Below are 25,688 nucleotides of genomic sequence, written 5' to 3'. Positions count from 1 at the left end.
GTTAGGGCTTGGAGTAGGGCACAAGCACATCGGCCAGCATCGGGAAATGGCGGCGGTTAAGGGTGGCCAGGGTGGCGCCAATAGCAGCCACGGTGGCGGCGATAAGCGCATCGGCTAAGCCGGTGCCATAACTGGGACCATATTGGCGACGCCACAACCCGGCCTGCACTGCTACCTCCCGTTCCAAGGGCAGCGAATCGAAGGCGGCCACAAACGCATCTAGCCGCTGCCGCTCTTCCCCCTCCCGAACGCCCACGTAAAGCTCCGCCACGCTTACCACCGACAGTGCCAATGGTTGGACGCAGCTCTCCAGAAACAACACCGCGTCTGCCTGATCGCGCAAATAATCAATCAGCACATCCGTGTCTACAACCAAAAGTGCCCTGGGCTTGGGTTCAACCATCAAGGAACCAGCGGCGCCTGGCGGTTGAGCTCAGAGCGCAGATCGGGCCAACTGGGGAGATCTTTCCTACCGGCCCAAATCCCGCGGGCCTGACGCAGCCTTGCCAGGCGGCCCACAGGTTGATGACACTCGAGGAAACTGTCGATGGCCTCTCGGATCAGGGCACTTTGACTGAGGCCCCTGCTCATTGCCAGGGCCTGCAATCCGAGCTTTTCGCTATCCGAAAGATAGATCTGGGTGCGCTGCATACACCTTGCGCCTAATGTATACACTATACATCAGCTTGAGCGAGCTTAAGTGGGGATGACAGGATTTAAACCTGCGCTATCTCCAGATATTCTGTTCTCAGGAGAAGATTTTGTTGAAACCCCCCTGGTTACGAGTTAAAGCGCCCCAACGGGAGCGGATTGGAGAGGTGGCAGATCTACTGCTGGATCTCAAATTGAACACCGTATGCCAAGAGGCCAGTTGCCCAAATATTGGTGAATGCTTCGCAGCTGGAACTGCCACATTTTTAATAATGGGTCCTGGTTGCACTAGGGCATGCCCTTATTGCGACATCGACTTTGACAAAAGTGTGCGAGAACTTGATCCCACAGAACCGCAACGGTTAGGAGAAGCAGTTGAACGCTTAAAGCTAAGCCATGTGGTAATCACTTCAGTAAATCGAGACGACTTACTCGATGGTGGCGCTAGTCAATTTGTGGCTTGCATTAATCAGGTTCGCCAGCGCAGCCCACTCACCACAATCGAACTGTTGATTCCTGATTTTTGCGGCAATTGGGATGCCCTTGCAACAGTGATGGCTGCAGCCCCCGAAGTGCTAAATCACAACATTGAAACGGTGCCTCGGCTTTACAAAAAAGTTAGGCCCCAAGGAATATTTGAGCGCTCGCTTGAGCTGCTGCATCGGGTGCATCAAGGCTGGTCACGCACTTACACAAAATCAGGCTTAATGGTGGGCTTAGGTGAAACAGATAATGAAGTACTTGAGGTATTAAGCAAGCTCAGCTCCCGCCATGTAGACATCGTTACTATTGGGCAATATTTATCTCCTGGCCCAAAACATTTAGCAGTAGATCGCTATCCCACCCCAGGGCAATTCGATCAGTTTCGTATTTACGCAGAGGAGAAACTTGGCTTCCTTCAAGTGGTGAGCAGCCCCCTAACCCGCAGTAGTTACCACGCCGGTGAAGTGCAAAAACTGATGGCGAAATACCCCCGTTAAATAGGGGTTACAAGTACCTTGAAACGTGCTTTCCATTTACTCCAATCAGCAAGGATCACAGCTGCTTTAGTGCTGCCCGTGGCAACTTGATGGGCCTCAAGCAAAGGCAACAGGAGAGTTTCCTGTTCAGGCGTTGTGAGTGATTCAAGGTTCACAATTTCCTGGTTAACTCTATTTATTAAGCCTCCATCTTCATCAAGGATGAAGGCCACACCACCTGTCATGCCGGCGGCCACATTGCGACCAGTGCTGCCAAGCACAACAATCACACCACCGGTCATGTATTCGCAGCAGTGATCGCCTGCCCCTTCCACCACTGCCAACGCCCCGCTATTGCGAACACCAAAACGTTCACCGGCGCAGCCAAGGGCAAACAATTCTCCGCCAGTGGCGCCATAAAGACAGGTATTACCAAGGATCACCTGCTGGCCAGGATCTTTCACTCCGGCTGGTGGCACCACTGTGAGGCGTCCGCCATTAAGACCTTTTCCTACATAGTCGTTTGCTTCTCCCACTAGGTGCAACTTCATGCCTTGCAGCACAAAAGCACCAAAACTTTGTCCTGCCGCACCATTGAAATTAAGTGCTAATTCTCCGTTGAAACCTCTATTGCCGTGGCGCGCTGCTATCTCTCCAGATAGGCGAGCACCAACGCTGCGATCAGTATTCACAATGGCCAAATTTCGACTGATTTTGCCGTGGCCTTGGATCGCAGCCATCACCTCAACATCAGCCAGCAATTGATCTTCTAAAACTGGGCCATTGCTGTGGGCAATCGCAGCATGTTGCAACCAGCTGCGATCTAGCGCTGCAGGAATTGGATCTAACAAGCAAGAGAGATCTAAGGAGGCTGTTTTAGCTAGCTGCACTGCCCGGGGTTGCAACAAATCACTGCGGCCAATTAAATCCTCAAGGCGAGCTACACCAAGAACACTGAGTAATTGCCGAACCTCTTCTGCCACAAAAAGGAAGAAATTAACTACGTGTTCAGGTACACCGGGGAAGCGTTTGCGCAGGTTTTCTTTCTGCGTTGCCACGCCAACTGGGCAGTTATTGGTATGACAAACCCGCGCCATAATGCAACCTTCAGCAATCATTGAAACTGAGCCAAAGCCATACTCTTCAGCGCCAAGTAGAGCGGCAATTAACACATCCCAGCCGGTTTTCAGGCCCCCATCAGCCCGCAACAACACCCGATCACGCAAACTATTTTCAAGCAGTGAACGATGAACTTCAGTAAGCCCAAGTTCCCAGGGGCTGCCGGCATGTTTTATCGAACTCAACGGTGATGCGCCGGTGCCACCGTCGTGTCCTGAAATTTGAATTACATCAGCATTTGCCTTAGCTACACCAGCGGCAATTGTGCCAATCCCAATCTCAGCAACAAGCTTCACACTTACCTTTGCAGCGGGATGCACCTGGTGCAGGTCGTGAATCAATTGAGCTAGATCTTCAATTGAATAAATGTCGTGGTGGGGTGGCGGTGAAATTAAGGCAACCCCTGGTTTGCTATTACGCAGCCAAGCGATGTAGCTATCAACCTTGGGCCCTGGCAACTGCCCCCCTTCCCCGGGTTTAGCCCCCTGGGCCACTTTGATCTCAAGCTGCCGAGCACTGCGTAGATATTCCGGGGTAACACCAAAACGCCCAGAAGCAATTTGTTTTATTGCTGAACAAGCGCTATCGCCATTACGCAAACCATTGAGAGTTGGTAGTGCGCTGGAATGACCCTCCCCATCCACATCAGTTAGCACTGCAAAACGGGCCGGATCCTCTCCGCCTTCACCGCTATTACTTTTGCCACCAATCCGGTTCATCGCTACCGCCAACACCTCATGGGCTTCCCGCGAAAGGGCGCCAAGGCTCATTCCACCGGTGCAAAAACGGCTAAGAATTGCCTCAGCACTTTCCACTTGCTCAATCGGCAGAGGTGTTGCTGCAGGTATCAGCTCCAGAAGATCGCGCAGGGCTGTTACCGGCCTGTTTTCCAGCAGAGTTTTATAGGTTTGAAAATGGTTGTAACCCGGCCCGGCCGCCACAGCGGCGTGCAGTGCCTTCGACATTTCGGGGCTATTGAGGTGATATTCACCGCCATTGCGATATTGCACAAAACCCATAAATTCCAGCTTGCTGCGATTTAGCTCCGGGAATGCTTTTGCATGGAAGCTGAGGGTTTCGCTGGCCAGTTCTGCCAGGCTTAAACCCGCCACCCGGCTTGTGGTGCCAGTAAAAGCAAGCTCGATCAAATCAGCGCCGATACCAATCGCTTCAAAAATTTGGGCTCCGTGGTAACTGGCAAGCAGCGAAATGCCGATCTTGGAAAGGATCTTGCGTAGGCCATCCTCAAGTGCTTTTCGCACATTCGCCTGTACTTTTTCAGGGTTAAGGGGCGGCAATTTGCCAGTTTCGATCAGCTTTTGAACCCGCGGCTGAGCCAGCCAGTGGCGGCTGGTTTCCCAGGTGAGCCAGGGGCACACAGCGCTGGCACCAAAACCAATCAAACAAGCCAAATGGTGCGTGCTCCAACACTGAGCCGTCTCGAGCACCAGTGATGCTTGTAAGCGCAGGCCAAGTTCAAGCAGGTGATGATGCACTGCCCCCACCGCCAGAAGCGGCGGGATGTAGCTCTCATCAGCATTAATGCCGCGATCCGAAAGGATCAAAATTTGAGCTCCTGCTCGCACTGCTGCTTCCGCATCTAGGCGCAATTGCAACAGCGCTTTCTCCAGAGCTACGGGGCCAGCCTCAATCGGCATCAAGGTGGAGATCTTGCTGCAGGCAATTCCTTGTTGAGTGAGGGCGATTAGCTCCGCTTCATTCAGAACTGGAGTTGATAGATGCAGCACTGCCGCCGCCGTTGGCTCTGGCTTAAGAGGTGAACCCCGCTTACCCAGATGCATTTCCAAACTCATCACCAATTTTTCCCGCAGCGGATCGATTGGCGGGTTGGTTACTTGAGCAAAACGTTGCTTGAAGTAGTCGTAGAGCAGGTGGGGTTTATCTGAAAGCACCGCCAGGGGGATGTCGTCGCCCATGCAGTAGGTGGGCTCCTTGCCTTGGCCCGCCATATCTTCGATTACAAGATCAAGATCTTCAGCGCTGAAACCAAAGGCGGTTTGCTGCTGCAACAACTGCTGCTCTGCCAGTTGCCTCTCCTGCTGCCAAGGCTGCGGAGCAAGGTCTTTACGCTGCGCTGCCAACCAATGGGCGTAGGGGTGCCGCGAAGCAACTTCCTGCTTCACCTGCCAATTACGCAGCAAACGCCCCTTTTGAAGATCAACGGCCAACATTTGGCCTGGCCCAAGCCGCCCCTTTTCAATAATCAAACTTTCATCGAGTTCCACCACACCCGTTTCAGAACCCATCACCACAAAACCATCGCTACTGATGCAGTAGCGAGCAGGCCTCAAACCATTGCGATCCAACGTGGCCCCAACGCTGCATCCATCACTAAATACCAATAGTGCAGGCCCATCCCAAGGTTCTTGGGTGCAGGCGGAATATTCATAGAAAGCTTCAATTTCAGGTTTATCCGCCAACTCCGGTTGATCACGGAATGCCTCCGGCACCAAGGTGAGCAAACTTTCAGTTATCGATCTGCCGCTGCGCACCATCAGTTCCAATGAGGCATCAAGGTTTGCCGAATCGCTGAAAGCAGGATTAACAACAGGCTTCAGTTCTGCTGCCGCCTCCCCCCACACCGCGTCAAGATTTGCCTCAGCAGCCCGGGCCCAATTGAGATTGCCGAGCAGAGTATTGATTTCTCCGTTGTGGCCCAATAGCCGCATGGGTTGAGCCAGGGGCCAACGGGGCAGGGTATTTGTGCTGAAACGGCGGTGATACACCACATAACTCACGCCAAACCTTTGGTCGCGCAGATCGGTATAAAAAGCAGACAGCACTTCAGAGCGCACCATCGCCTTGTAGACAACGGTGCGGCAACTCAGGGAAGCGAAATACAACTCCCCAACCGCAAGGCCCCAATTCGCCTCGCGCACCCGCTCCCCCAGCCTGCGCCTAAGCCGGAACAACAACGCTTCAAAAGCGTTTTGGGCCTCTTGCCCCTTGCCGGCTAAAGCTGGAGCTAGTAACCACTGCTTAATCACAGGTGCCGTTTTGCGGGCAAGTGATCCCAATACAGAGTTGGCAACTGGCACATCACGCCAGTCGAGGCTGGTTAAGCCGAGGGCAGTGGCTTCTTCTTCACAAAAGCGCTGGGCTTCTGCACGCAAGCTGCCATCAGCCGGCAAGAAAACCATCCCCAAACCGCGCAGCGATGCGGTGCTAACCGCCGCCGCTGGCCATACCGCGTCAAAATAATCCCAGGGAATGCCACACAACACTCCGGCTCCGTCGCCGGAATCACCATCACCACCACAGCCGCCACGATGTTCCACGCAGGCAAGAGCGCGGAGAGCTTGTTGAAGCATCCAATGGCTGCTTTGCCCTTGCAATTGCGCCAAAAAGCCCACGCCGCAGGCATCTTTTTCTCCCGCCACCGCCGCTGGTGCAGGGCTGTCGCAATGGGGCCACTGGGGAGTATCGAGCTGAAACATGAGCGCGGGTATACCTGCTGGAGTGCGAACTAACCGGAAAATTGCCGGAGATGCGCATCCAGCTCAAGCTCTGATCCTAAAAGTTTGTGACCTAGCTAAGTTGCAACCCTTAGTGAGGGTCTAACAGTGCTGCCGCTGAGCCTGCCACCACCACTGCCTTTTGATCTACTGCCTTTTGATCTACTGCCTTTTGATCCGCCGGCAGCCTTGATTTCACAGTTGGCGCCCCAAGAAGGCACCAGCATCAGCGTGAATGGTGAAAAAATGCTGGCCCCCTGGCGCTGGGAAAACGGCAGCCCCAGCAAATTTTGGCTGCCCCTCGATTTATTGGAAGCCCAGTTTGGAGTTAGCAAAACAAGTGCTGCAAACGGTAGTTTGAAACTGGATTGGTATGGCAGCCAGCTTGTTGTTCCAGCTGAAAATCAACGCAGCCTGCAAGACGAAGTTGGGGTGGAAGTAAGTGAGTGGTTTCGCAATCTTGGCGTTGGCAGCCAATTGCAAACCAGCGCCAAAGCAACCCCACACTTGGCAATTGAAGTGCCTGCCGCTCGGGTGCTTCAGGTGCGTTACTCGCGCTTGCAAGGCCAGTTGAGGGTGGTGCTGGATCTGAGTGGCCCCACCCTGCTGCAAAAACAAAACGAAATTTTTCAATTTAAAATCAGCAATCCTGAACTTGCGCTGAGGGGCTTGCGGCAGCAGGGTTTTGCCGCTCAATTAAACGACACTGCACTACAACTAAATAGCCAAGGGATATCAAGCCTCACCTTGGGAAATCCAGCCCGACTGGTTTTTGATCAAACCTTGCAACGGGCTACGGCAGATCTTGAGTTTCCCAATGCACCCCCAGAAATTGGGGGAGTGGCTATTGAACGCAGGGTAATAACTCTTAACGGCCAGCGATATCAACTCAGCTTTGTGCGTTTTGATCCGGTTCGCAGCAATTACGCGCTGGTGCCCCTTAGCAGTAACCGAATGGAGGGGCTGGTTTCACTAACGGCCCTTGCCCGCTCTCAAGGGGCCTTAGCAGCTATTAACGGTGGGTTCTTTAATCGAGTGCGGGAGCTGCCCCTTGGTGGTTTAAGGGACCAGGGGGCCTGGCTTTCAGGCCCAATTCTGAATCGTGGTGCGATTGCATGGCAACCAGGCCAGCAACCGGTTTTTGGCAATATTCGAATGGAAGAATGGCTTGGCGATAAACAAGGAAATCGCTGGCCCATCGGCGCCATTAATAGTGGCTATGTACAAAAAGGCCTTGGTCTTTACAACAACCTTTGGGGGAACGTTTATCTACCGATCACAAGCCAAGAAACAGGCTGGATTTTAGAAAACGGCAGGGTGTTGGAAATTTGGTTTGCCGATCAAATGGCAGCTGGGGTGCCCCTGCGCCAAGGGCAAGCCTTATTGGTGGCGCGAGGTAATAGCGATCTGAACTTGCAACCTGGTGATGAGATCCAGCTGCAACGCAACTTATTACCAAAGTATTTTGAAGCTCTACCCCACCTTTTACAGGCGGGCCCTTTGTTGTTAAACCAGGGGGTAGTTGTACTGGATGGGCCTGCAGAAAATTTCGGCGCTGCCTTCATGGCGCAACGGGCCCCTCGCAGTGTTGTTGCTGGCGACGGTGAGCAGGTGTGGCTGATAGCTCTGGATGGCCTGGATAACAGGGGCCCTACCCTTGCTGAAAGCGCTGAACTGCTTCTGCAAGCTGGCTTAAAACAAGCCCTTAATCTCGATGGCGGCAGCTCCACTGCCCTTTTGGTGGAAGGTAAGGGAGGGCTCAGTGGGCGCGGCATCGGTTCTGCAATTCACAACGGCTTAGGCCTCGTAAAACGCCCCACCCGCTAACCCCATGGATCCAAGTTCTGGTTTGAGAATCACCCCTCGGGCCGCCGCAGAGCTGTGCAGGCAGGCCGCTAGGGGCGGTTACCCCGGATCAATGGCGATAGAACTGGTGGCTGGCAGTTGTGAAGCTTGGGCTTTGCAACTCAAAGCTGGCAGCGAAGGGGAAGCACTTGCTCGCAGCGACGGAATCACCCTTTATGGCCCAGCTGATCAGCTCCACCTACTGAATGGGCTGCAACTTGATTTTCAATGTTCCCTAAGCGGCGGCGGTTTTTTACTTAGGGGTGGAGAGCGAATTCGTAGTTGCCCATGTGGTGCTGCCTTTACCCCGAGGGGGTAAAGTGACGGATTGTCGAATCAGCTGGCCGCAATGGCCTGCTTCCGGTTTTAGATGCCCACCATCCAGCAACTGATCCGCACTGAGCGGCAGAGTCTTACTCGTAAGACCAAATCCCCTGCCCTACGGGGTTGCCCGGAGCGACGTGGGGTTTGCACCCGCGTTTACACCTCCACTCCAAAAAAACCAAACTCCGCCCTTCGCAAGGTGGCAAGGGTGCGGCTCACTTCTGGGTTCGAGGTAACCGCTTATATCCCAGGCATTGGCCACAACCTGCAGGAGCACTCTGTGGTGTTGATACGCGGCGGCAGGGTTAAGGATTTGCCCGGTGTGAGATATCACATTATTCGCGGCACCTTAGATACATCCGGTGTGAAAGATCGTCGCCAAAGCCGTTCCAAATACGGCGCTAAAACCCCCAAGGATTGAACTGAGCTCTAGCTCTCGATCCTATTAACTTTTCTTTGCTGATTTTCTCCTCCCATGTCCCGCCGCAACGCCGCTGAGAAACGCCCGGTTCTGCCTGATCCGCAATTCAACAGCCGTTTGGCCTCAATGATTGTGGCCCGCTTGATGAAGCACGGTAAGAAGTCCACCGCCCAGCGAATCCTCTCGGACGCTTTCGGCATGATCAACGAGCGCACCGGGGTAGATCCTCTGGAAGTGTTTGAAACAGCCGTGCGTAATGCCACCCCTTTGGTGGAAGTTCGGGCCCGCCGAGTGGGGGGTGCCACCTATCAAGTGCCGATGGAGGTGCGCCAAGAACGGGGAACTGCTATGGCCTTGCGTTGGCTCGTGAACTTTTCCAGGGCCCGCAACGGTCGCAGCATGGCCCAAAAGCTTGCTGGTGAATTAATGGATGCTGCCAACGAAGCTGGTAGTGCTGTCCGTAAGCGTGAAGAAACCCATAAAATGGCTGAAGCGAATAAAGCGTTCGCTCACTACCGCTACTAAGCCCTTTGTTGTCAGTGTGCGGGCCAACCGCTGACTTTTAACAAATCTGTAAAGTTGAGTCCATTTTTCCAGCACACTCAAGGAGCATCCCGTGGCACGCGCCTTCCCTTTAGATCGCGTTAGAAACATTGGCATTGCTGCCCATATAGACGCCGGCAAAACCACCACCACTGAACGAATTTTGTTCTACTCAGGTGTGGTGCACAAGATGGGCGAGGTACACGATGGCGCCGCGGTAACAGACTGGATGGATCAGGAAAAGGAGCGGGGTATCACCATTACCGCCGCTGCAATTTCCACCAGCTGGAAAGATCACCGCATCAATATTATTGATACCCCCGGCCACGTAGATTTCACCATCGAAGTAGAACGCTCGATGCGCGTTCTTGATGGTGTTATTGCAGTTTTCTGCGCCGTTGGTGGAGTGCAGCCACAATCTGAAACGGTTTGGCGCCAAGCGGATCGCTACAAAGTGCCGCGCATGGTTTTCGTTAATAAGATGGATAGGACAGGTGCAAATTTCCTAAAAGTTTACGAACAAATTAAAGATAGATTAAAAGCAAAAGCAGCCCCGATCCAGCTGCCAATTGGCGCTGAAAATGACCTGAAAGGCATCATTGATCTTGTTCAGAATAAGGCGTTTATTTATACTAACGATCTCGGCACAGATATTTTAGAAGTTGAAATTCCAGATGACATGAAGGAGTCTGCCGCCGAATGGCGCTCCAAATTAATGGAATCAGTTGCCGAACTTGATGAAGAGCTAATTGAGGTTTTCCTAGAAACTGGTGAATTAAGTGAGGCCCAACTTCGTAAAGGTATTCGCGAAGGTGTTGTTAGGCACGGTTTAGTACCTATTCTCTGTGGCTCCGCTTTTAAGAACAAAGGCGTTCAGCTAATGCTGGATGCAGTGGTGGATTATCTGCCAGCCCCCGTTGATGTGCCCCCGATTGCGGGCCTTTTACCCAATGGTGAAGAGGGCATCAGACCCTGCGACGACAACGCACCGTTTAGCGCCTTGGCCTTCAAGGTGATGGCAGATCCCTACGGAAAACTCACTTTTGTGCGTTTGTATTCAGGCGTGTTGCAGAAAGGCAGTTACGTGATGAATTCCACCAAAGATAAAAAAGAACGCATCTCGCGTTTAATTCTGCTCAAAGCCGATGATCGCGAAGAGGTTGATGAATTGCGCGCTGGCGATTTAGGTGCAGTTCTAGGCCTTAAAGACACAACAACTGGAGACACCCTTTGCGTTGATTCGGATCCAATTATTCTTGAATCCCTTTTCATACCAGAACCTGTTATTTCAGTTGCCGTTGAGCCAAAAACAAAGGGCGATATGGAAAAACTTTCCAAGGCTCTTCAATCTCTTTCAGAAGAAGATCCCACCTTCCGGGTAAGAACCGATCCGGAAACAAGCCAAACCGTTATTGCCGGTATGGGAGAGCTTCATCTGGAAATCCTGGTTGATCGGATGTTGCGGGAATTTAAAGTGGAGGCAAATATTGGAGCTCCGCAAGTTTCTTATCGAGAAACAATCCGCGGTAGCTCTAAAGGTGAAGGTAAATTTGCAAGACAAACTGGTGGTAAAGGTCAATACGGTCATGTAGTTATTCAAATGGAGCCAGGGGAGCCCGGCACAGGTTTTGTATTTGTTAATAAAATTGTTGGCGGTATTGTTCCAAAGGAATATATCGGTCCGGCAGAAGCAGGTATGAAAGAAACCTGCCAATCAGGTGTTATTGCTGGTTACCCATTAATTGATGTGAAAGTATCAATGATCGATGGTTCATACCACGACGTTGACTCCTCGGAAATGGCATTTAAAATTGCCGGCTCTATGGCATTTAAAGATGGTGTTAAAAAGTGCAATCCCGTACTTCTTGAGCCGATGATGAAAGTAGAAGTTGAAATACCTGAAGATTATCTTGGCTCCGTCATCGGCGACCTTTCCTCAAGGCGCGGCCAAGTGGAGGGGCAATCGATCGATAACGGCACTTCAAAGGTGCAAACCAAGGTGCCCTTGGCTGAGATGTTTGGCTACGCCACACAATTGCGGTCGATGACCCAAGGTAGAGGTATATTCTCAATGGAGTTCAGCCATTACGAGGAGGTCCCTCGGAATGTGGCCGAAGCCATCATTTCCAAGAATCAGGGCAACTCCTGATCCACTCCCCCCTCTTCGTTTTCCCTCGATTTTTATTTAACAATGGCCCGCGAGAAGTTTGAGAGAACTAAGCCTCACGTCAACATCGGCACCATCGGCCATGTAGACCACGGCAAAACCACCCTCACCGCTGCGATCACTAACGTGCTCGCTTCACTCGGTCAGGCCAAAGCCCAGGCTTACGATGAAATTGATGGCGCCCCTGAAGAGAAAGAGCGCGGCATCACTATCAACACCGCCCACGTGGAGTACGAAACCGTAGGTCGTCACTACGCCCACGTGGATTGCCCTGGTCATGCTGATTATGTGAAGAACATGATCACAGGCGCCGCCCAAATGGACGGTGGGATTCTTGTGGTAGCCGCCACAGATGGGCCTATGGCCCAAACCCGTGAGCATATCTTGCTTGCTAAACAGGTGGGTGTGCCCGCTCTTGTGGTGTTCCTCAATAAGAAGGACATGGTCGACGACGAGGAGCTCCTAGAGCTCGTTGAACTCGAAATGCGGGAACTTCTCGATAAATACGATTTCCCCGGCGACGATATCCCCGTGATATCTGGATCTGCCCTTAAAGCCCTAGAGCACATCCAAGGCGGCGGCAAAGGTGCCCGTGGTGAAAATGAGTGGGTAGACAAGATCCTTGATCTCATGGACGCTGTTGATGCTTCCATACCTGAGCCCGAGCGCGAAATTGATAAGCCCTTCTTGATGGCTATCGAAGACGTGTTCTCGATCACAGGTCGTGGCACCGTTGCCACCGGCCGGATCGAGAGAGGCAAGGTAAAAGTTGGGGAAACCGTTGAGATTGTTGGTATTCGCGAAACCCGCACTACCACCGTTACCGGTGTAGAAATGTTCCGCAAACAACTAGAAGAAGGCATGGCTGGCGATAACGCTGGTTTGCTCTTACGCGGTATCCAAAAGGAAGATATCGAAAGGGGCATGGTGCTGGTGAAGCCAGGTTCCATCAAGCCACACACAAAATTTGAAGGTGAGGTTTACGTGCTCACCAAAGAAGAAGGTGGTCGTCATACCCCTTTCTTTGCTGGCTATCGCCCACAGTTTTATATCCGTACCACCGATGTAACTGGGCAAATCACCCAGTTCACCGCAGACGACGGCACCCAAGTTGAAATGGTTATGCCTGGTGACAGGATCAAGATGACCGGCCAACTGATCTGTGGCGTAGCTATGGAACAGGGCATGCGCTTTGCCATCCGCGAAGGTGGCCGCACCATTGGTGCTGGCGTTGTTTCTAAGATCCTCGAGTGATCTAGCCCAAGCTGGTTGTTAGCTCGAACTTTGGGCTAACAACCAACTTCTGTTTACGCACCTCGACAACTGAATTTTCCTCTAACCGCCTCCGAGCCTTATGACTAACGCTATCGTCCAGCAAAAAATCCGCATCCGCCTAAAAGCGTTTGATCGCCGCATGCTGGATCTTTCTTGCGACAAAATCATTGAAACCGCCGATCACACAGCTGCTACAGCGATCGGACCGATCCCCTTGCCAACAAAACGGAAAATTTATTGTGTTTTGCGTTCGCCTCACGTGGACAAGGATTCCCGCGAGCATTTTGAAACCCGTACCCATCGTCGTTTAATCGACATCTACAACCCATCAGCTAAAACAATCGATGCTTTGATGAAGCTTGATTTGCCTAGTGGCGTTGATATTGAAGTAAAGCTCTGATTGCTGCTTAGATTGCCTAGAATAATCCATATTCTCCCGTTGTTATGGCGGACCTATCCGTTCGGGAGCTACCGCTCTTTCCCCTGCCAGATGTGGTGCTCTTCCCCCAGGAGGTGCTGCCTCTACATATTTTTGAGCAACGCTATCGCTTAATGCTCAAAAGTGTTCTAGATAGTGATCGTCGTTTTGGGGTGGTGCGTTGGGATCCTGATCAAAAGGCGATGGCTGCTATCGGTTGTTGCGCTGAAATCTTGCAATGTCAAACCCAAGCTGATGAACGCAGCAATCTCGTTACTCTTGGGCAGCAGCGTTTTCGCCTTTTAAATGTGGTGAGAGAAGCCCCTTTCATGGTGGGTTTGGTGTGCTGGTTAGAGGATGAGCCCGTTGAGGATGATCTGCAACCGCTCGCTAATGATGTGCGTCAAGCCCTACGTGATGTTGTGGATCTATCCGGCAAATTGCTCGGCCACCAAACCGTATTACCAGACGACCTTCCGATACTGCCCCGCGAATTATCTTTCTGGGTTGGCGGTCACCTTGGTGGAGCGGTAGCTGATCATCAACAGGAGTTGCTGGAGATGACATCTACCGCAGATCGTTTGCAACGGGAACTCGATCTTCTCGATCACACCCGCAGGCAACTGGCGGCCCGCACAGTTCTTAAAGACACCCTCAAGGATTTAGAGAAATGACAACTGGGCTGATTATCTGCCTGTTGTTATTATTTTTACTGTTAACGCTTACTTTTGCTTTTGTTGCGTGGTATTTCTTACCGCGGCGTTTTAGTGGTGGACAAAGCGTTGCCAATGCTTACGATCGTTGGACCCAAGATCAATTGCTGGAACGTCTTTGGGGCGAACATATCCACCTCGGCTACTACGGCAAACCAACCAAACGGCGGGATTTTCGCCAGGCTAAAGCAGATTTTGTTAGCGCCTTAGCCCACTGGGGTGGTTTAGATAAATTACCGCCCGGTTCACGGCTCCTTGATGTGGGTTGCGGCATCGGTGGCAGCAGCCGTTTATTAGCGAGCCTTTTTGGCTTTGAAGTGGTTGGGGTAAGCATCAGCCCCGCCCAAGTGGAACGAGCTAGGCAACTTACACCCGCAAATATGAGCTGTAGTTTTGCCGTTATGGATGCCCTTAATCTCAAATTTGATGCCGCTGAATTTGATGCGGTGTGGACGGTGGAATGCGCCCCACACATCGCAAACAAACAGGGCTTTGCTGATGAATTAATGCGCGTACTTAAACCCGTTGGTTTATTGGTGGCAGCTGATTGGAATCAACGGGATCACAGCGTCACCCCCTTCAGCGGCCTTGAGAGCTGGGTATTGGAACAACTGCGGGTGCAATGGGCCCATCCCGCTTTTTCCAGCATTAATTCCTTTTCTAAAAATCTAAGCGCCACTGGTGCTCTAGATCACCCAGCCCAAACTGGCAACTGGAGCATTGAAACTCTGCCCTCCTGGATTGCCTCAATAACAGAAGGTATAAAACGACCAGGGGCAGTTTTAAGCCTTGGCCCTAATGCTTTCATCAAAGCCTGCAGAGAAATACCAACGTTGTTATTGATGCATTGGGCTTTTTCAAATGGCTTAATGCAATTTGGCTTATTTAAGGCAGAACGGCGTCGTCGGTAATCGGGTAGGTGCCAAACTCAATCAAGCGTTCACATAAAGGTTGTAATTCCTGCAAAGTTTCTATTAATTGTTGCTGTTGTTGTTGCGGCTGAGTGATTGCCTCTGAGGGCCAATTAAGATCTACAAAAAATACATATTCCCCAAGCTCTCGTTTTGATGGCCTTGATTCAATCCGGCTCATATTTAATTGCCGCTTAGCAAATACTTGCAAAGCTTCCACCAAGCCACCAGGGGAATTGGCATGCAACGAGAAGGCCAAACTAGTGCAACTAGCAGCCTCGATTTGAGCTTTTAATGCACCACGTAATAACAAAAATCTTGTGCAATTGCCCTGCTGATCATTGATCGGATAAGCCAATTCCGCTAGGCCATGTTTTAGGGCTGCCGATTGTGATGCGATCGCTGCTCTAAATCGTGAACCCTTCACCATTCGAGCCGCTTCTGCTGTGGAATTGGTGGGCAACTGCAGTGCTTGAGGAAGATGCTTTTGCAACCAGCTGCTGCATTGACCAAGGGCCTGGGGATGAGATAACACCTCGGTGATGCCATCTAAAGATCCATCGCCAAGTAAGGCATGGCGAATCGGCAACACCAACGCCCTTTCGATGCTTAATGGGGTTTTTTGAAATGCACCCGATTCCCAAAGCGTATCCAAACAGGTGGTAACACCTCCTTCCACAGAATTCTCAACCGGCACTACCGCTGCATCCACCAGGCCAGATCCCAGCGCTTCCATCACATTGCGAATTGTGATCTGCGGTAGTAACAGGGCCTCAGGCGCATTTGCCAAATTTGCAAGGCGTAAAGCGGCCTGTTCTCCGTAGGTACCAACCGGACCCAGGTAAGCAATGGCAGAAATGGGCACTAACAACGGAGCAAAAAAGGCACACACCGATAGGATCCTGCACGATTAGGGGTTCGGCCATGGTTTTGGCCTTCAAAGCTGTCCAGAAACTAGATCTTCCAGTTTTGGACCAGCCAGGCAGGTTGCCCGATTATTTGCGCGAAGAAAGGCGAGTGGTGGGAGCACTTTTAAGCTCCGAACAACTCACTTGCCTTGCGGCTGGCAGTTATCGCTACGCGGTAAATCCATTGCAGTTGTTCCAATTGCGGATAAAACCAGTGGTGGAACTAAAAGCACAGCAATTTCAAGGACGGCTCGAACTCGATTCTGTGAAATGCGATCTAGAAGGTGTACCCGGCATCACAGATAACTTTCAATTGAGCTTGCGTTCCTGGCTTCAAGCTGAACCAAATGGCTTGGTAGGTGAAGCGGAATTAAGTGTTGAAGTGGATCATCCCCCGATATTGCGCCTGATCCCTGCGCGGATACTGGAGGCCACCGGTGAATCGCTGCTGAATGGCATCCTGCTCACCATCAAAGGGCGGGTTGGGAAGCAAGTGGTGCGTGATTTCCAGAGTTGGTGCCAAGTGCAAAGCTGAGGCGATGCAGGGGGCTTGGGCCAAGTTTTTGTAATGCCATGCGGTGCTGCAAGGTTCCATAGCCGTGATGTTGCTCTAGGCCATACCCAGGCCAAACCAAAGCCAACCGTTCCAAAAGTTGATCACGATGTTCTTTTGCCAAAATGCTGGCGCAAGCGATGGTGAGGCAGCTGCTATCACCCCGCACAACTGTTTTTTGCGCTGCCTTCCAGGGCCTAAGTGCTTGGGAACCATCCACCAGCAATAATTCCGGCACCACCTGCAACCTTTGCAGGGCCCGCAACATTGCAAGTTCGGTGGCGCCTCGAATCCCCATACGATCAATTTCAGCTGCCGATGCTTGGCCATAACCAAAGCTTGCCAAAAAAGGGGAGATAAGAGGAATCAGAGAAGCACGCCGTTTAGATGATAAAGCCTTGCTATCTGTTACCCCTAATTGAGGTAAATAATCAAAAGCTTCTGCATCTAAGCAAACTGCAGCAGCCCAAACGGGGCCGAATAAGCAGCCCCGACCCACTTCATCAACCCCGGCAAAACTATTTAGGCCAAGTTGTTGTTTTGAGGCAAGGCTTAACTCCAGTGGTATTTCCAGAATCAGCTTGCTGAAGAACGCCTGCGCCTACGGCGACCTTCATCGGCTGGATCAAGCTCTGTTTCGATTGCAACTTCAGCTTCTTTGTTTATTGCTATTTCATTATTTTCATCTGATTCTTTTGTTTTATCAGATTCCTTTATTTCATCTGATTCAAATTGTTCATCAAATTCTGGCTCTATTGTTAGGAGTGGTGCAATCGTAAAAAGCTCTTCTTGTTCTTGTTCTGAATTATTGAAACCATCCCCATCCGCTGGGGTGATTTCAACCATGGAAGACCTGCCAGCACCACGGCCACCGCGACGACGCCTGCCCCCTTGCACCGCGAGTTCGGTGCGGGCCAACTCCAATACTTCGGCAGCATCTTCGCCGGGGCGAACAACTTTCACCACTACATTTTCTAGTTCCTCGGGGGCGGGATCTAGCAGCAACGCAGGGTTTAGGCCCATCCAACCAAAAACCAACTCCTGGCTGTCGTCCATGGAAACCGCAAGCAGTTCAGGATCGTTTCGCCTTGGCTCTGAAGCAGCAGTGGCTGTTGCTGTTGCTAAAGCGGGCACGCCATTGCTGGCAGCTGCTGGTTCTGAATCAAAACTGCGCGTTCCGCCTCTACCACCACGGCGACGGCCACCCGCATCAATTCCGCTCGGACTCGATACTTCAGCCCTTGCAGAAGCCACCGAACGCACTAAACCAGGCAGTGCCGCCAATGGTTGCAGGCTGTCTTTTCCGGGCAGAGTAACCACATGACCCAAGCCACCACAACTGGGGCAGGCCCTACCAAACAACTCATAAATATTTTGCCCCTGACGCTTGCGGGTGAGCTCCACCAGCCCCAATTCAGTAATTTGGGCGATTTGAGGGCGGGCTTGATCATCCCGCATTGCTTGGGTGAAGTGCTCAAGCAGCATTAATTGATCGCGACGAGATTCCATATCAATGAAATCAATAATCACAACTCCACCGATATTGCGTAACTTCAGCTGCCGGGCAATCTCAGTGGCAGATTCACAATTTGTCCAAAGAACTGTCTCCCTTGAATTAGCCGATCGGGTAAATGAACCGGAGTTCACATCAACTACTGTGAGGGCTTCAGTGGGTTCGATAATTACATAACCGCCCGATGGCAAATCAACCCTTGGTTTTAATGCATCACGAATAGCCGCGTGCACTTTGTAATATTCAAGAATTTCAGTGGATTCATCATGAAATTCCACCACAAGATTTGTTTGATCTTGGCCAAGAAACGCATTAACGCGGGCGACGGCTTCTTGAGAATCCACCACAACCTTCAACACTTCTGGGCTGTAGAGATCACGCAATACACGATGAATAAAATCTTCGTCGCGATTTAATAAAATAGGAGGCTGGGCGGTTTCCGCCGCTTGTTGGATTGCTTCTAATTGACGCAATAACGATTCAAGATCATCGATAATTTGCTCTTCGCTAATACCTTCAGCCTCAGTGCGCACCAGCAAACCGGTGCCCGGTGGTTTGATTAATACCGATAGGGCCCGCAAACGATTACGTTCCGATTCAGCCGCAATGCGGCGAGAGATATTTACCCCTTGGCCATGGGGCTGCAGCACTAAAAACCGCCCTGGCAAAGAAAGATTTCCCGTTAAACGGGGCCCCTTAGTGCCTGTGGGCTCCTTCATTACCTGCACCAACACCTTTTGGCGAGGTTCAAGTAATTCGGTGATAGCTGCCCCACCTTTTTTTAAACGCAGGGGCCCAAGATCAGAAAGATGAATAAATCCATTCTTTTCACTTTCGCCAATATTTACAAATGCGGCATCAATCCCCGGCAAAACATTTTCAACGGTACCTAAATAAACATCACCAATTTGATGGCGACCTTGGGCAACGATTAATTCATCAACACGTTCTTCGTTGAGTACGGCTGCGATCCGTAATTGCTCAGCGATAACGATCTGCTGTGGCATGGGCTGAGGCAACCCCTTGCGGGATCACCAATAAGGGTGGATGGGGAAATAAAAAAATGCTTTTGTGCTTTCAGTTGTTGGGAACTGAAGCAAAGATCAAACCAATTAGACGTATTTCAACAATGCATATCAAAAGACATGCTGCGTGTGCAGGAATCAGACAGCTACCTAGAACCCTTGGACGCATTCACTGCCGGGAGCGATAAACGCAGCCTGGTTTGAGGGCGATTCTTCGGGCGGTATCTCCGCCTCATTAATAATTTAGCACGCCAGATTCAAGGATTCGCGAATTTGATGCACTAACAGCAGGGGCGTTGCCAAACGTTGCTCCAATAGTTGCAGCATTTGATTTGGTTTAAGTGAGCGGCCACTGTTTTCCACCCAACTATCTAAACCGATTTCCACACCAGTGGATTTCCATTGATACCAATGCAAATCAAGCAAATATACTTTTAAATCTTTTTCCTTTAGGCGGCCCAATCGATCTTTACAAATTAATGGCAATCGTTCTGCTGCCAGCAGCTCGCCAAGGGCGCCTTGCCAAACTTCCGCTTCAGGGCTTTCAAACCCTGGCTGCACCTCGATGTTGAGTCGCCAACTGGCGGAAACGATCGACTGGGATAAGGCGGGCGCATGCACTGCAATTCGGTGGGCACTTATTAGTTGCAGCCCTGGCGGTAGTTGAGGCTGCAAAAGTTCTAGAAATTTTTCAGCTGTAATTTCAGCGCAAAAACTGAGGTCGAACCAATCAGCATGGGCCTCAGCCCCAAGGGGCAAGGCAAGGGCAAGCTGCAACCGCGGCAAAGGGTGGAAGCCACCGCTAAAACTCACCGGCATTCGTGATCGCCGCAAGGCGCGATCAAAAATTCTCACTAAATCAAGATGGCTCAACAAAGCCATCCCGGCAGTTTTTGCAAAACAAACCCGCAACCTGGCCACCTGCTCATCAGGAGGCTTGCGCGGTTTAGCGATTGGGGGTATGGGAAGGGCTGGCACCACTACGTTGTGCCCTAAATTCTCACCGCATACGCCGCAATGACTGCAACTTTCAAAGGAGCAATCAGGCAATTGTTGAGCCATTAAGGCTCGCTCAAGATCCTCCTGAAGCCATTGTTTACTTACGCCTGAATCAATGTGATCCCAGGGCAGCGGTTCACGGCAACGCTCTTGGCGTTGTTCAGGGCTAAGGGCCTGAAGTTCAGCCCATGTACCCAGTTCCAGGGCCCTATATCGCCCCCCTAATCCTGCCGCCTCAATCGCCCCAATCCAAGCGCCGTAAGTGCGATCAGTGTTCTCAAACCAGGCATCCATGCCGGCTCCTGCTCGCCAGGCGGCTTCAATCACTGGCGCAACACTTTGATCGCCGCGGCCGATGAAATCCTCCATCGCTGAAAGCCGCACATCGGTGAAATTCACCTTCAACGCACGAAATTGGGCAAAACGCTGCTTCAGCAATTGTTGGCGGCGTTGAAATTCCAAAGACGACACGCTGTGCCACTGAAATGGCGTATGCGGTTTTGGTGTGAAATTACTGATGGTGAGGTTGAGCTCCAACCTGCCGATATCGCTCATCTCAGCGCGCAACATCTCAACGGTATCGGCTATGCCATGCACATCGGAATCGGTTTCGCCGGGCAAACCAATCATGAAATAGAGCTTCAGCTTGCGCCAGCCGTGCTGCATCGCAGTGCGCACCCCATCGATCAAATCTTTATCAGTGAGGCCTTTATTAATAATGTCTCGGAGTCGTTGGGTGCCGGCCTCTGGTGCAAAGGTGAGGCTGCCCTGCTTTGTGCCACCAAGGATATGGGCAATATTGCTATCAAAGCGATCGATGCGCTGGCTCGGCAAAGCCAAGCTCACGTTGTGTTCTTGCAAGCGATTGCGCAATTCCACCCCCACCGCAGGCAGGGCTAAATAATCACTGCAACTAAGTGAAAGGAGCGAAAAATCGCTATACCCGGTTTTGATCATGCCGGTTTCCACCGCTTCCACCACCTCTTTGGGATCCACATCCCTGGCGGGGCGCGTGAGCATGCCGGGCTGGCAAAAGCGACAACCACGGGTGCAACCGCGGCGGATTTCCACTGTGAGGCGATCGTGAACAGTTTCTACATTTGGTACTAATGCCATGGCGTAGTGCGGCATGGGCGTAGCGGTGCGTCTAAAAACCCTGCGTTTTCCGATGCAGGGCACATACACACCGGGGATTTCAGCTAAATCTTCTAAAACCGCGCGTCTTGTTAAGCCAACCCCAATCGCTTCCTCCAATACCAAGCCAATTTCGGCAAGTAATTCCTCCCCATCGCCGAGGGCAATGAAATCAAAGAAAGCTGCATAGGGCTCCGGATTACTGGTGGCGGTTTGGCCGCCAGCAAAGATCAAGGGAGGTGCCTCAGGGTGATCCAGAGGGAGATCACCACGCTGAATAGTGCGCAGGGGGATCCCAGCTAAATCGAGCATTTCCAGCACATTGGTGGCGCCCAGTTCGTAGCTAAGGCTGAAACCAAGGATGTGAAAACTAGCGAGGGGGCGTTTGCTTTCCACAGCAAACAGAGGCGCGCCAACAGCTCTAAGCCGTGCCGCTAAATCGGGCGCCGGCAGGTAAGCACGATCGCAAAGTTGCCGTGGTTGAGCATTAAGGATTGAATAAAGAATGATGTGGCCAAGGTTGCTGGCGCCTACTTCATAAACTTCTGGGTATGTGAGTGCCCAACGCACCGCTGCTTGATCCCAATCACGAGGTATCACCCCCCTTTCGTTGCCCAAATAGCGACCGGGTTTGGAAATCCCCGCGTTAACTAAAGAAGCGAAGGGAATTGATGGCAAGTTGGCAGGAAGGAGCGCCGCCATAGGAGAATTAATGAAGTATTAGAGAGTGCATTGGTTCAAGTAAACGGCAACTATCTCAAGCTCAAAGCAGGCTATCTGTTCCCCGAAATTGCACGGCGGGTTAGAGCTTTTAGTGACGCCAATCCCAGCGCTGCAATCATCCGCCTCGGCATTGGCGACGTAACAGAACCCCTACCGCAGGCTTGTCGTGCTGCGATGAAAACAGCCGTTGATGAAATGGGCACCCGGGATGGGTTTAGGGGGTACGGCCCCGAACAGGGATATCAATGGCTGCGAGAAAAGATTGCCAGCAATGATTTTCAAGCTCGCGGCTGCCAGATCAGCGCAGAAGAAATCTTTGTATCGGATGGATCCAAATGTGATAGCAGCAATATCCTCGATATCCTCGGCCCTGAAAATCGCATTGCTGTTACGGATCCGGTTTACCCGGTTTATGTAGATAGCAACGTGATGGCGGGCCGCACGGGCGAGGCCGATGAGCTGGGTCGCTATGGCGGTCTTTCATATTTGCCAATCACTGCTGCTAATGGCTTCACAGCGGAAATACCAACTGAAAAGGTAGATCTGATCTATCTCTGCTTCCCAAATAACCCCACCGGTGCTGTAGCTAGCAAAGCTCAACTAAAAGCCTGGGTTGATTACGCCCGAGCTAATGAAGCCTTGATTTTATTTGATGCAGCCTACGAAGCCTTTATTCAAGATCCCGAATTACCCCATTCAATTTATGAAATTGAAGGCGCCCGCGAATGCGCTATTGAATTTCGTTCATTTTCAAAAAATGCTGGTTTCACTGGCACCCGCTGCGCCTTCACTGTGGTGCCCCGCGGCTTAATGGGTAAAGCAATAAATGGCGAAAAAGTAGAAATTTGGGGGCTCTGGAACCGGCGACAGTGCACCAAGTTCAACGGCGTTAGCTACATCGTGCAACGGGCAGCGGAAGCGGTTTACAGCTCAGAAGGAGCTGCTGAAGTGAAAGCGCTGGTGACTTTTTATATGGAAAATGCCGCAATCATTAGAAACGCCCTAAGCGCCGCAGGGCTGCAGGTGTATGGCGGCGAACAGGCACCTTATGTATGGATAAAAACCCCTGAAGGCTTGGATTCCTGGGGATTTTTCGACAACTTGCTTTCTGGTGCAAATGTGGTGGGCACACCAGGCAGTGGCTTTGGTGCAGCTGGTGAGGGCTATTTCCGCCTTTCGGCTTTCAATAGCCGCGCCAATGTGGAAGAAGCGATGGCAAGGTTAAAAAAGCTATTGGTATCTCCATAAACCCATATCGCGGCCAACGCTTGCCTAGATTTTTAAGTTGTTAAGTGCGACTTGGCCAAGATGACCAATCTGCATAAGGCTTCCCAATCGCCAGAAGGCAACCCAGGTGGTGTTGCGGTATTGGAAAAAGCCCCTGAAAGGGTGCGAAAACCGTCGCCCCGCTACAAAGTGCTGCTCCACAACGACCCGGTTAACAGCATGGAATATGTGGTTACCACTTTGCGACAGGTGGTGCCATCACTCAGCGAACAAGATGCCCTCGCTGTGATGCTGGAGGCCCACAGCACTGGCGTTGGCTTGGTGATTGTTTGCGACATAGAACCGGCGGAGTTCTACTGCGAAACTCTTAAAAGCAAAGGTTTAACAAGCAGCATCGAGCCAGAGGAGTGATGGCTTGGCTTAACACCCTGCTCTATCCAGCGGTGTTGGTTGCCATTTTCCTGGGCTTTCAAGCCCTAGGGGTAGCGCCAGCGTTGGCGGCGTTGCCGGCACTGTTGGCTTTATTAGTGAGCCTGCCGCTACGGGTTAAGAACCTATGGAAAGAGAAACAAGCCTGGGTGAGCTTGGGGGTTGTGGCGCCATCACGAAAAGATGCCTTGAAGGCGCTGCTACGGGGCTTAATAAAGGCAGTACTGCTTTTATTAGTACTTTGTATCGGCCTGTTTTTATCTGGCCAACTCAAGTGGCAGCCGCAAATTAGCGCTGGTTTATTGCTGAACGGCCTTGCGCTTGGCCTTGGGGTTGGCTTTGCCGAAGAATTGTTATTTAGGGGTTGGCTACTGGGGGAACTGGAATTTCGCTTTGCTTCTAAGGCTTGGGGAAAGAGCATTGCATTGGTTCTACAAGCGCTTGTGTTCAGCCTGGCCCATACCAGATTCAACCTGCCCCTGGCATCCTTGCTTGGGCTATTAGGTGGCCTAACCCTGCTGGGCTTGGCCTTGGGCTTACAAAGACGAGCCGATGCTGGCTTGATTTGGGGGGCAGTTGCACTCCATGGCGGCTTAGTTGGTGGTTGGTTTGTATTAAATCAAGGCTTAATTGGCCAGCAAGAAGGAAATCCAATCGGCAGCTTGCTGGCTTGGCTTCCACTGCTGTTGTTGATTTGGGTGCGGCGACGCTGGTGGTGATTTAGCTCACTGCGTTTGCTAGGGCTTTACGGCCTTCCACAGGAGCATGGAGCGCTTCATCTAGAGGAGCTAGGCCGTAATCGCGTTCAAGTAAAGCCATTACTGTGCGGCCAAAATCCTCAGGGTTTGTGGCAAATGCTTCTAAACAAACGCGGCCAAAACTGCTACCCATTGGTTCTGGATTCCAAAGCAGCTGGCGCGCCGTCCAGGGCATCATGCTCATCGGGTTGTAGCCCGGTTTGATCAAGCCTTGCTCAAACCCGTATTGCTCTAAATGAGTGTGGGGTTGTAAACCGATAAAGAAAATCGCCGGCTCAACTTTATCAGCGCCAAAAATACGTTCTAATTCTCTGTGGTACGCAACAGTTTGGCGGATAGTTTCAGGTCTTTCGTCAATTACGTTGAAGGAATAATTCACCGAAACATGCTCTTTGAACCCAGCCCGGGCCAGTAGCCGGCAGTTTTCCAGCACGGTGCGAAGGTTATAACCCATGCGCATCTTGCGTACTAGCTCTTGGCTGCCGGAGGTGATCCCGATTTCGAAATAATCCATACCGGTTGCCACCATTAGTTCCGCCAGCTCCGCATCAAGATTATCGGCGCGAATGTAGGCGGCCCAACGAATATTTTTCCAACCTTGAGCTTGAATCGCTCGCAGCAACTGCTTTGCATCTTCGATATATCTGCGGGCAGGAATGAATTGCGCATCTGTAAACCAAAAACTACGCACGCCGCGGTTGTAGAGCTGGGCCATCTCAGCAATCACCTCATCTACGGGGTTCACCCGTACTGCTTTGCCTTCTACAACTGTGTAAACGCAGTAGCAACAGTTATGGGGGCAGCCCCGCTTGGTTTGTACGCCCACATAAAAATCACCGGCTTCTAGATACCAATTCAATTGGGGCCAGATCGATTCAATGTATGTGTAATTGCAGGCACTTTTATCCATTCCAGCCGGCTGTTCATGGATCAAACCAGGGCGTGGGTTTTCACCCACAACAAAACAACGTTCGGTTTCTAAAGATTCACCGCGAATCAGCTTTTCCAGCAGGGGCTCCCCTTCTCCCACTGAAACAACGGTTCCTTTGGGTAGTTGCTTAGCCAGTTGCTCATAAAACACACTCACAGCACCCCCGCCGAGCACGATGCGAGCAGTTGAGTGATACCGGCGGGCCCAGCGCAAACCACTGCGCACTAAGCGCAGATTGCGCCATAAATCTCCGTAAAAAGACGCCATTAATTTCAAGCCACCCACCGCACCCCTTAAACGCCGAAAAAGCCCCTTGCCGTAAAAAACCTCAAATGAATGCTGGAGGGGATTGCCGCCTCTGCCATCCACTGGGGCGTAAATCTGAATATCCCGCCAAGAAAACACAACCAGGGTGGGTTTAAAGGCATCGATGCTGGCCTTCAACACCCGCTCCACGTCTAGAACGGGCACAGCTGCTAGATCCAAAAGCCGTTGCGGCAAAGCTGGAAAAAGCTTGTGGAGGTGATCAGCCAAATAGATAGGTCCGATCGGAAAAATCGGATTGCAGGGCAAACGCACCAGCAAAACCCGCTGCACCTTGGAAAAATCAGCTGTTTCGACCCTAACAAGCTCAGCTGAGCGGCGGGCTATTTACTTTTCCGCAAT

22 protein-coding genes are annotated in these 25,688 nt (G+C 51.6%); 14 read left to right on the top strand and 8 right to left on the bottom strand.

Going from position 1 to position 25,688, the window contains the following annotated elements:
• Position 1 precedes the first annotated feature (1 nt).
• Both AC2JC8_RS04865 and AC2JC8_RS04860 read right to left on the bottom strand, forming a co-directional pair.
• Positions 2-403, bottom strand: coding sequence for a PIN domain-containing protein (locus tag AC2JC8_RS04865; RefSeq protein ID WP_484399908.1), 402 nt, complete (start codon positions 401-403; stop codon positions 2-4).
• A complete protein-coding gene (locus tag AC2JC8_RS04860) occupies positions 403-591 on the bottom strand; it encodes a hypothetical protein (protein WP_484399907.1) in 189 nt (62 codons plus the stop codon). Before AC2JC8_RS04860 ends, AC2JC8_RS04865 begins: the two co-directional genes overlap by 1 nt.
• Positions 592-761: 170 nt before the next feature.
• Between AC2JC8_RS04860 and lipA the strand changes: the two genes are divergently transcribed.
• On the top strand, positions 762-1,631 hold the full coding sequence (lipA, locus tag AC2JC8_RS04855; RefSeq protein WP_484399905.1) for a lipoyl synthase: 870 nt from the start codon (positions 762-764) through the stop codon (positions 1,629-1,631).
• On the opposite strand, the gene gltB is transcribed toward lipA, so the two are convergent.
• Entirely contained in the window at positions 1,628-6,187 is a 4,560-nt protein-coding gene (gene gltB / locus AC2JC8_RS04850; RefSeq protein WP_484399904.1) for a glutamate synthase large subunit, read from the bottom strand. The genes lipA and gltB overlap by 4 nt on opposite strands.
• Before the next feature lie 126 nt (positions 6,188-6,313).
• Between gltB and AC2JC8_RS04845 the strand changes: the two genes are divergently transcribed.
• The 9 genes from AC2JC8_RS04845 to AC2JC8_RS04805 all read left to right on the top strand — a co-directional run bounded on the left by AC2JC8_RS04845 (position 6,314) and on the right by AC2JC8_RS04805 (position 14,822).
• Positions 6,314-8,032, top strand: coding sequence for a phosphodiester glycosidase family protein (locus tag AC2JC8_RS04845; protein ID WP_484594284.1), 1,719 nt, complete (start codon positions 6,314-6,316; stop codon positions 8,030-8,032).
• A gap of 4 nt (positions 8,033-8,036) precedes the next feature.
• The gene (locus AC2JC8_RS04840; RefSeq protein ID WP_484420051.1) at positions 8,037-8,369 is read left to right on the top strand and encodes an AIR synthase; all 333 of its coding nucleotides are present in this window, start codon (positions 8,037-8,039) and stop codon (positions 8,367-8,369) included.
• Between the two features lie 51 nt (positions 8,370-8,420).
• Complete coding sequence (gene rpsL / locus AC2JC8_RS04835; protein ID WP_255131916.1) at positions 8,421-8,795, top strand: 30S ribosomal protein S12; 375 nt, start codon at positions 8,421-8,423, stop codon at positions 8,793-8,795.
• A 54-nt stretch (positions 8,796-8,849) separates the two neighbouring features.
• A complete protein-coding gene (gene rpsG / locus AC2JC8_RS04830) occupies positions 8,850-9,320 on the top strand; it encodes a 30S ribosomal protein S7 (RefSeq protein WP_106498636.1) in 471 nt (156 codons plus the stop codon).
• Positions 9,321-9,411: 91 nt separating this feature from the next.
• Positions 9,412-11,487, top strand: a complete 2,076-nt coding sequence (gene fusA, locus AC2JC8_RS04825; protein ID WP_484399900.1) for an elongation factor G — start codon at positions 9,412-9,414, stop codon at positions 11,485-11,487.
• Positions 11,488-11,529: 42 nt separating this feature from the next.
• Entirely contained in the window at positions 11,530-12,759 is a 1,230-nt protein-coding gene (tuf, locus tag AC2JC8_RS04820) for an elongation factor Tu (RefSeq protein WP_295459865.1), read from the top strand.
• 100 nt (positions 12,760-12,859) lie between these two features.
• A complete protein-coding gene (rpsJ, locus tag AC2JC8_RS04815) occupies positions 12,860-13,180 on the top strand; it encodes a 30S ribosomal protein S10 (RefSeq protein ID WP_255131799.1) in 321 nt (106 codons plus the stop codon).
• 44 nt (positions 13,181-13,224) lie between these two features.
• Entirely contained in the window at positions 13,225-13,872 is a 648-nt protein-coding gene (locus AC2JC8_RS04810; protein ID WP_484399899.1) for an LON peptidase substrate-binding domain-containing protein, read from the top strand.
• Positions 13,869-14,822, top strand: coding sequence for a methyltransferase domain-containing protein (locus AC2JC8_RS04805; protein ID WP_484399897.1), 954 nt, complete (start codon positions 13,869-13,871; stop codon positions 14,820-14,822). Before AC2JC8_RS04810 ends, AC2JC8_RS04805 begins: the two co-directional genes overlap by 4 nt.
• On the opposite strand, the gene pheA is transcribed toward AC2JC8_RS04805, so the two are convergent.
• On the bottom strand, positions 14,797-15,687 hold the full coding sequence (pheA, locus tag AC2JC8_RS04800; protein ID WP_484399896.1) for a prephenate dehydratase: 891 nt from the start codon (positions 15,685-15,687) through the stop codon (positions 14,797-14,799). The genes AC2JC8_RS04805 and pheA overlap by 26 nt on opposite strands.
• A 59-nt stretch (positions 15,688-15,746) precedes the next feature.
• Here pheA and AC2JC8_RS04795 point away from each other — a divergent pair, with 59 nt between their 5' ends.
• The gene (locus AC2JC8_RS04795) at positions 15,747-16,265 is read left to right on the top strand and encodes a DUF1997 domain-containing protein (RefSeq protein ID WP_484399895.1); all 519 of its coding nucleotides are present in this window, start codon (positions 15,747-15,749) and stop codon (positions 16,263-16,265) included.
• Here AC2JC8_RS04795 and AC2JC8_RS04790 read toward each other — a convergent pair.
• The 3 genes from AC2JC8_RS04790 to AC2JC8_RS04780 form a co-directional block, all read right to left on the bottom strand.
• Positions 16,201-16,845 carry a ribonuclease HII gene (locus AC2JC8_RS04790; RefSeq protein ID WP_484399969.1) on the bottom strand — a complete coding sequence of 215 codons (645 nt, stop codon included), beginning with the start codon at positions 16,843-16,845 and terminating at the stop codon, positions 16,201-16,203. The genes AC2JC8_RS04795 and AC2JC8_RS04790 overlap by 65 nt on opposite strands.
• A gap of 14 nt (positions 16,846-16,859) precedes the next feature.
• Positions 16,860-18,803: an Rne/Rng family ribonuclease gene (locus AC2JC8_RS04785; RefSeq protein WP_484399894.1), complete on the bottom strand. Its 1,944-nt coding sequence runs from the start codon at positions 18,801-18,803 to the stop codon at positions 16,860-16,862.
• A gap of 261 nt (positions 18,804-19,064) precedes the next feature.
• The gene (locus tag AC2JC8_RS04780) at positions 19,065-21,656 is read right to left on the bottom strand and encodes a TIGR03936 family radical SAM-associated protein (RefSeq protein WP_484399893.1); all 2,592 of its coding nucleotides are present in this window, start codon (positions 21,654-21,656) and stop codon (positions 19,065-19,067) included.
• Positions 21,657-21,686: 30 nt separating this feature from the next.
• Here AC2JC8_RS04780 and AC2JC8_RS04775 point away from each other — a divergent pair, with 30 nt between their 5' ends.
• The 3 genes from AC2JC8_RS04775 to AC2JC8_RS04765 are packed head-to-tail and all read left to right on the top strand — an operon-like array spanning position 21,687 to position 24,052.
• Entirely contained in the window at positions 21,687-22,925 is a 1,239-nt protein-coding gene (locus tag AC2JC8_RS04775) for an LL-diaminopimelate aminotransferase (protein ID WP_484399891.1), read from the top strand.
• Positions 22,926-22,985: 60 nt separating this feature from the next.
• Positions 22,986-23,315 carry an ATP-dependent Clp protease adapter ClpS gene (gene clpS, locus AC2JC8_RS04770; RefSeq protein ID WP_255131783.1) on the top strand — a complete coding sequence of 110 codons (330 nt, stop codon included), beginning with the start codon at positions 22,986-22,988 and terminating at the stop codon, positions 23,313-23,315.
• A complete protein-coding gene (locus AC2JC8_RS04765; RefSeq protein ID WP_484420052.1) occupies positions 23,315-24,052 on the top strand; it encodes a CPBP family glutamic-type intramembrane protease in 738 nt (245 codons plus the stop codon). The genes clpS and AC2JC8_RS04765 overlap by 1 nt, the downstream gene beginning before the upstream one ends.
• A gap of 1 nt (position 24,053) precedes the next feature.
• On the opposite strand, the gene AC2JC8_RS04760 is transcribed toward AC2JC8_RS04765, so the two are convergent.
• On the bottom strand, positions 24,054-25,619 hold the full coding sequence (locus tag AC2JC8_RS04760) for a photosystem II high light acclimation radical SAM protein (protein WP_484399889.1): 1,566 nt from the start codon (positions 25,617-25,619) through the stop codon (positions 24,054-24,056).
• Positions 25,620-25,688 lie beyond the last annotated feature (69 nt).

This window comes from Synechococcus sp., assembly GCF_982614295.1.
This window is presented reverse-complemented; position numbering and strand designations above follow the sequence as displayed.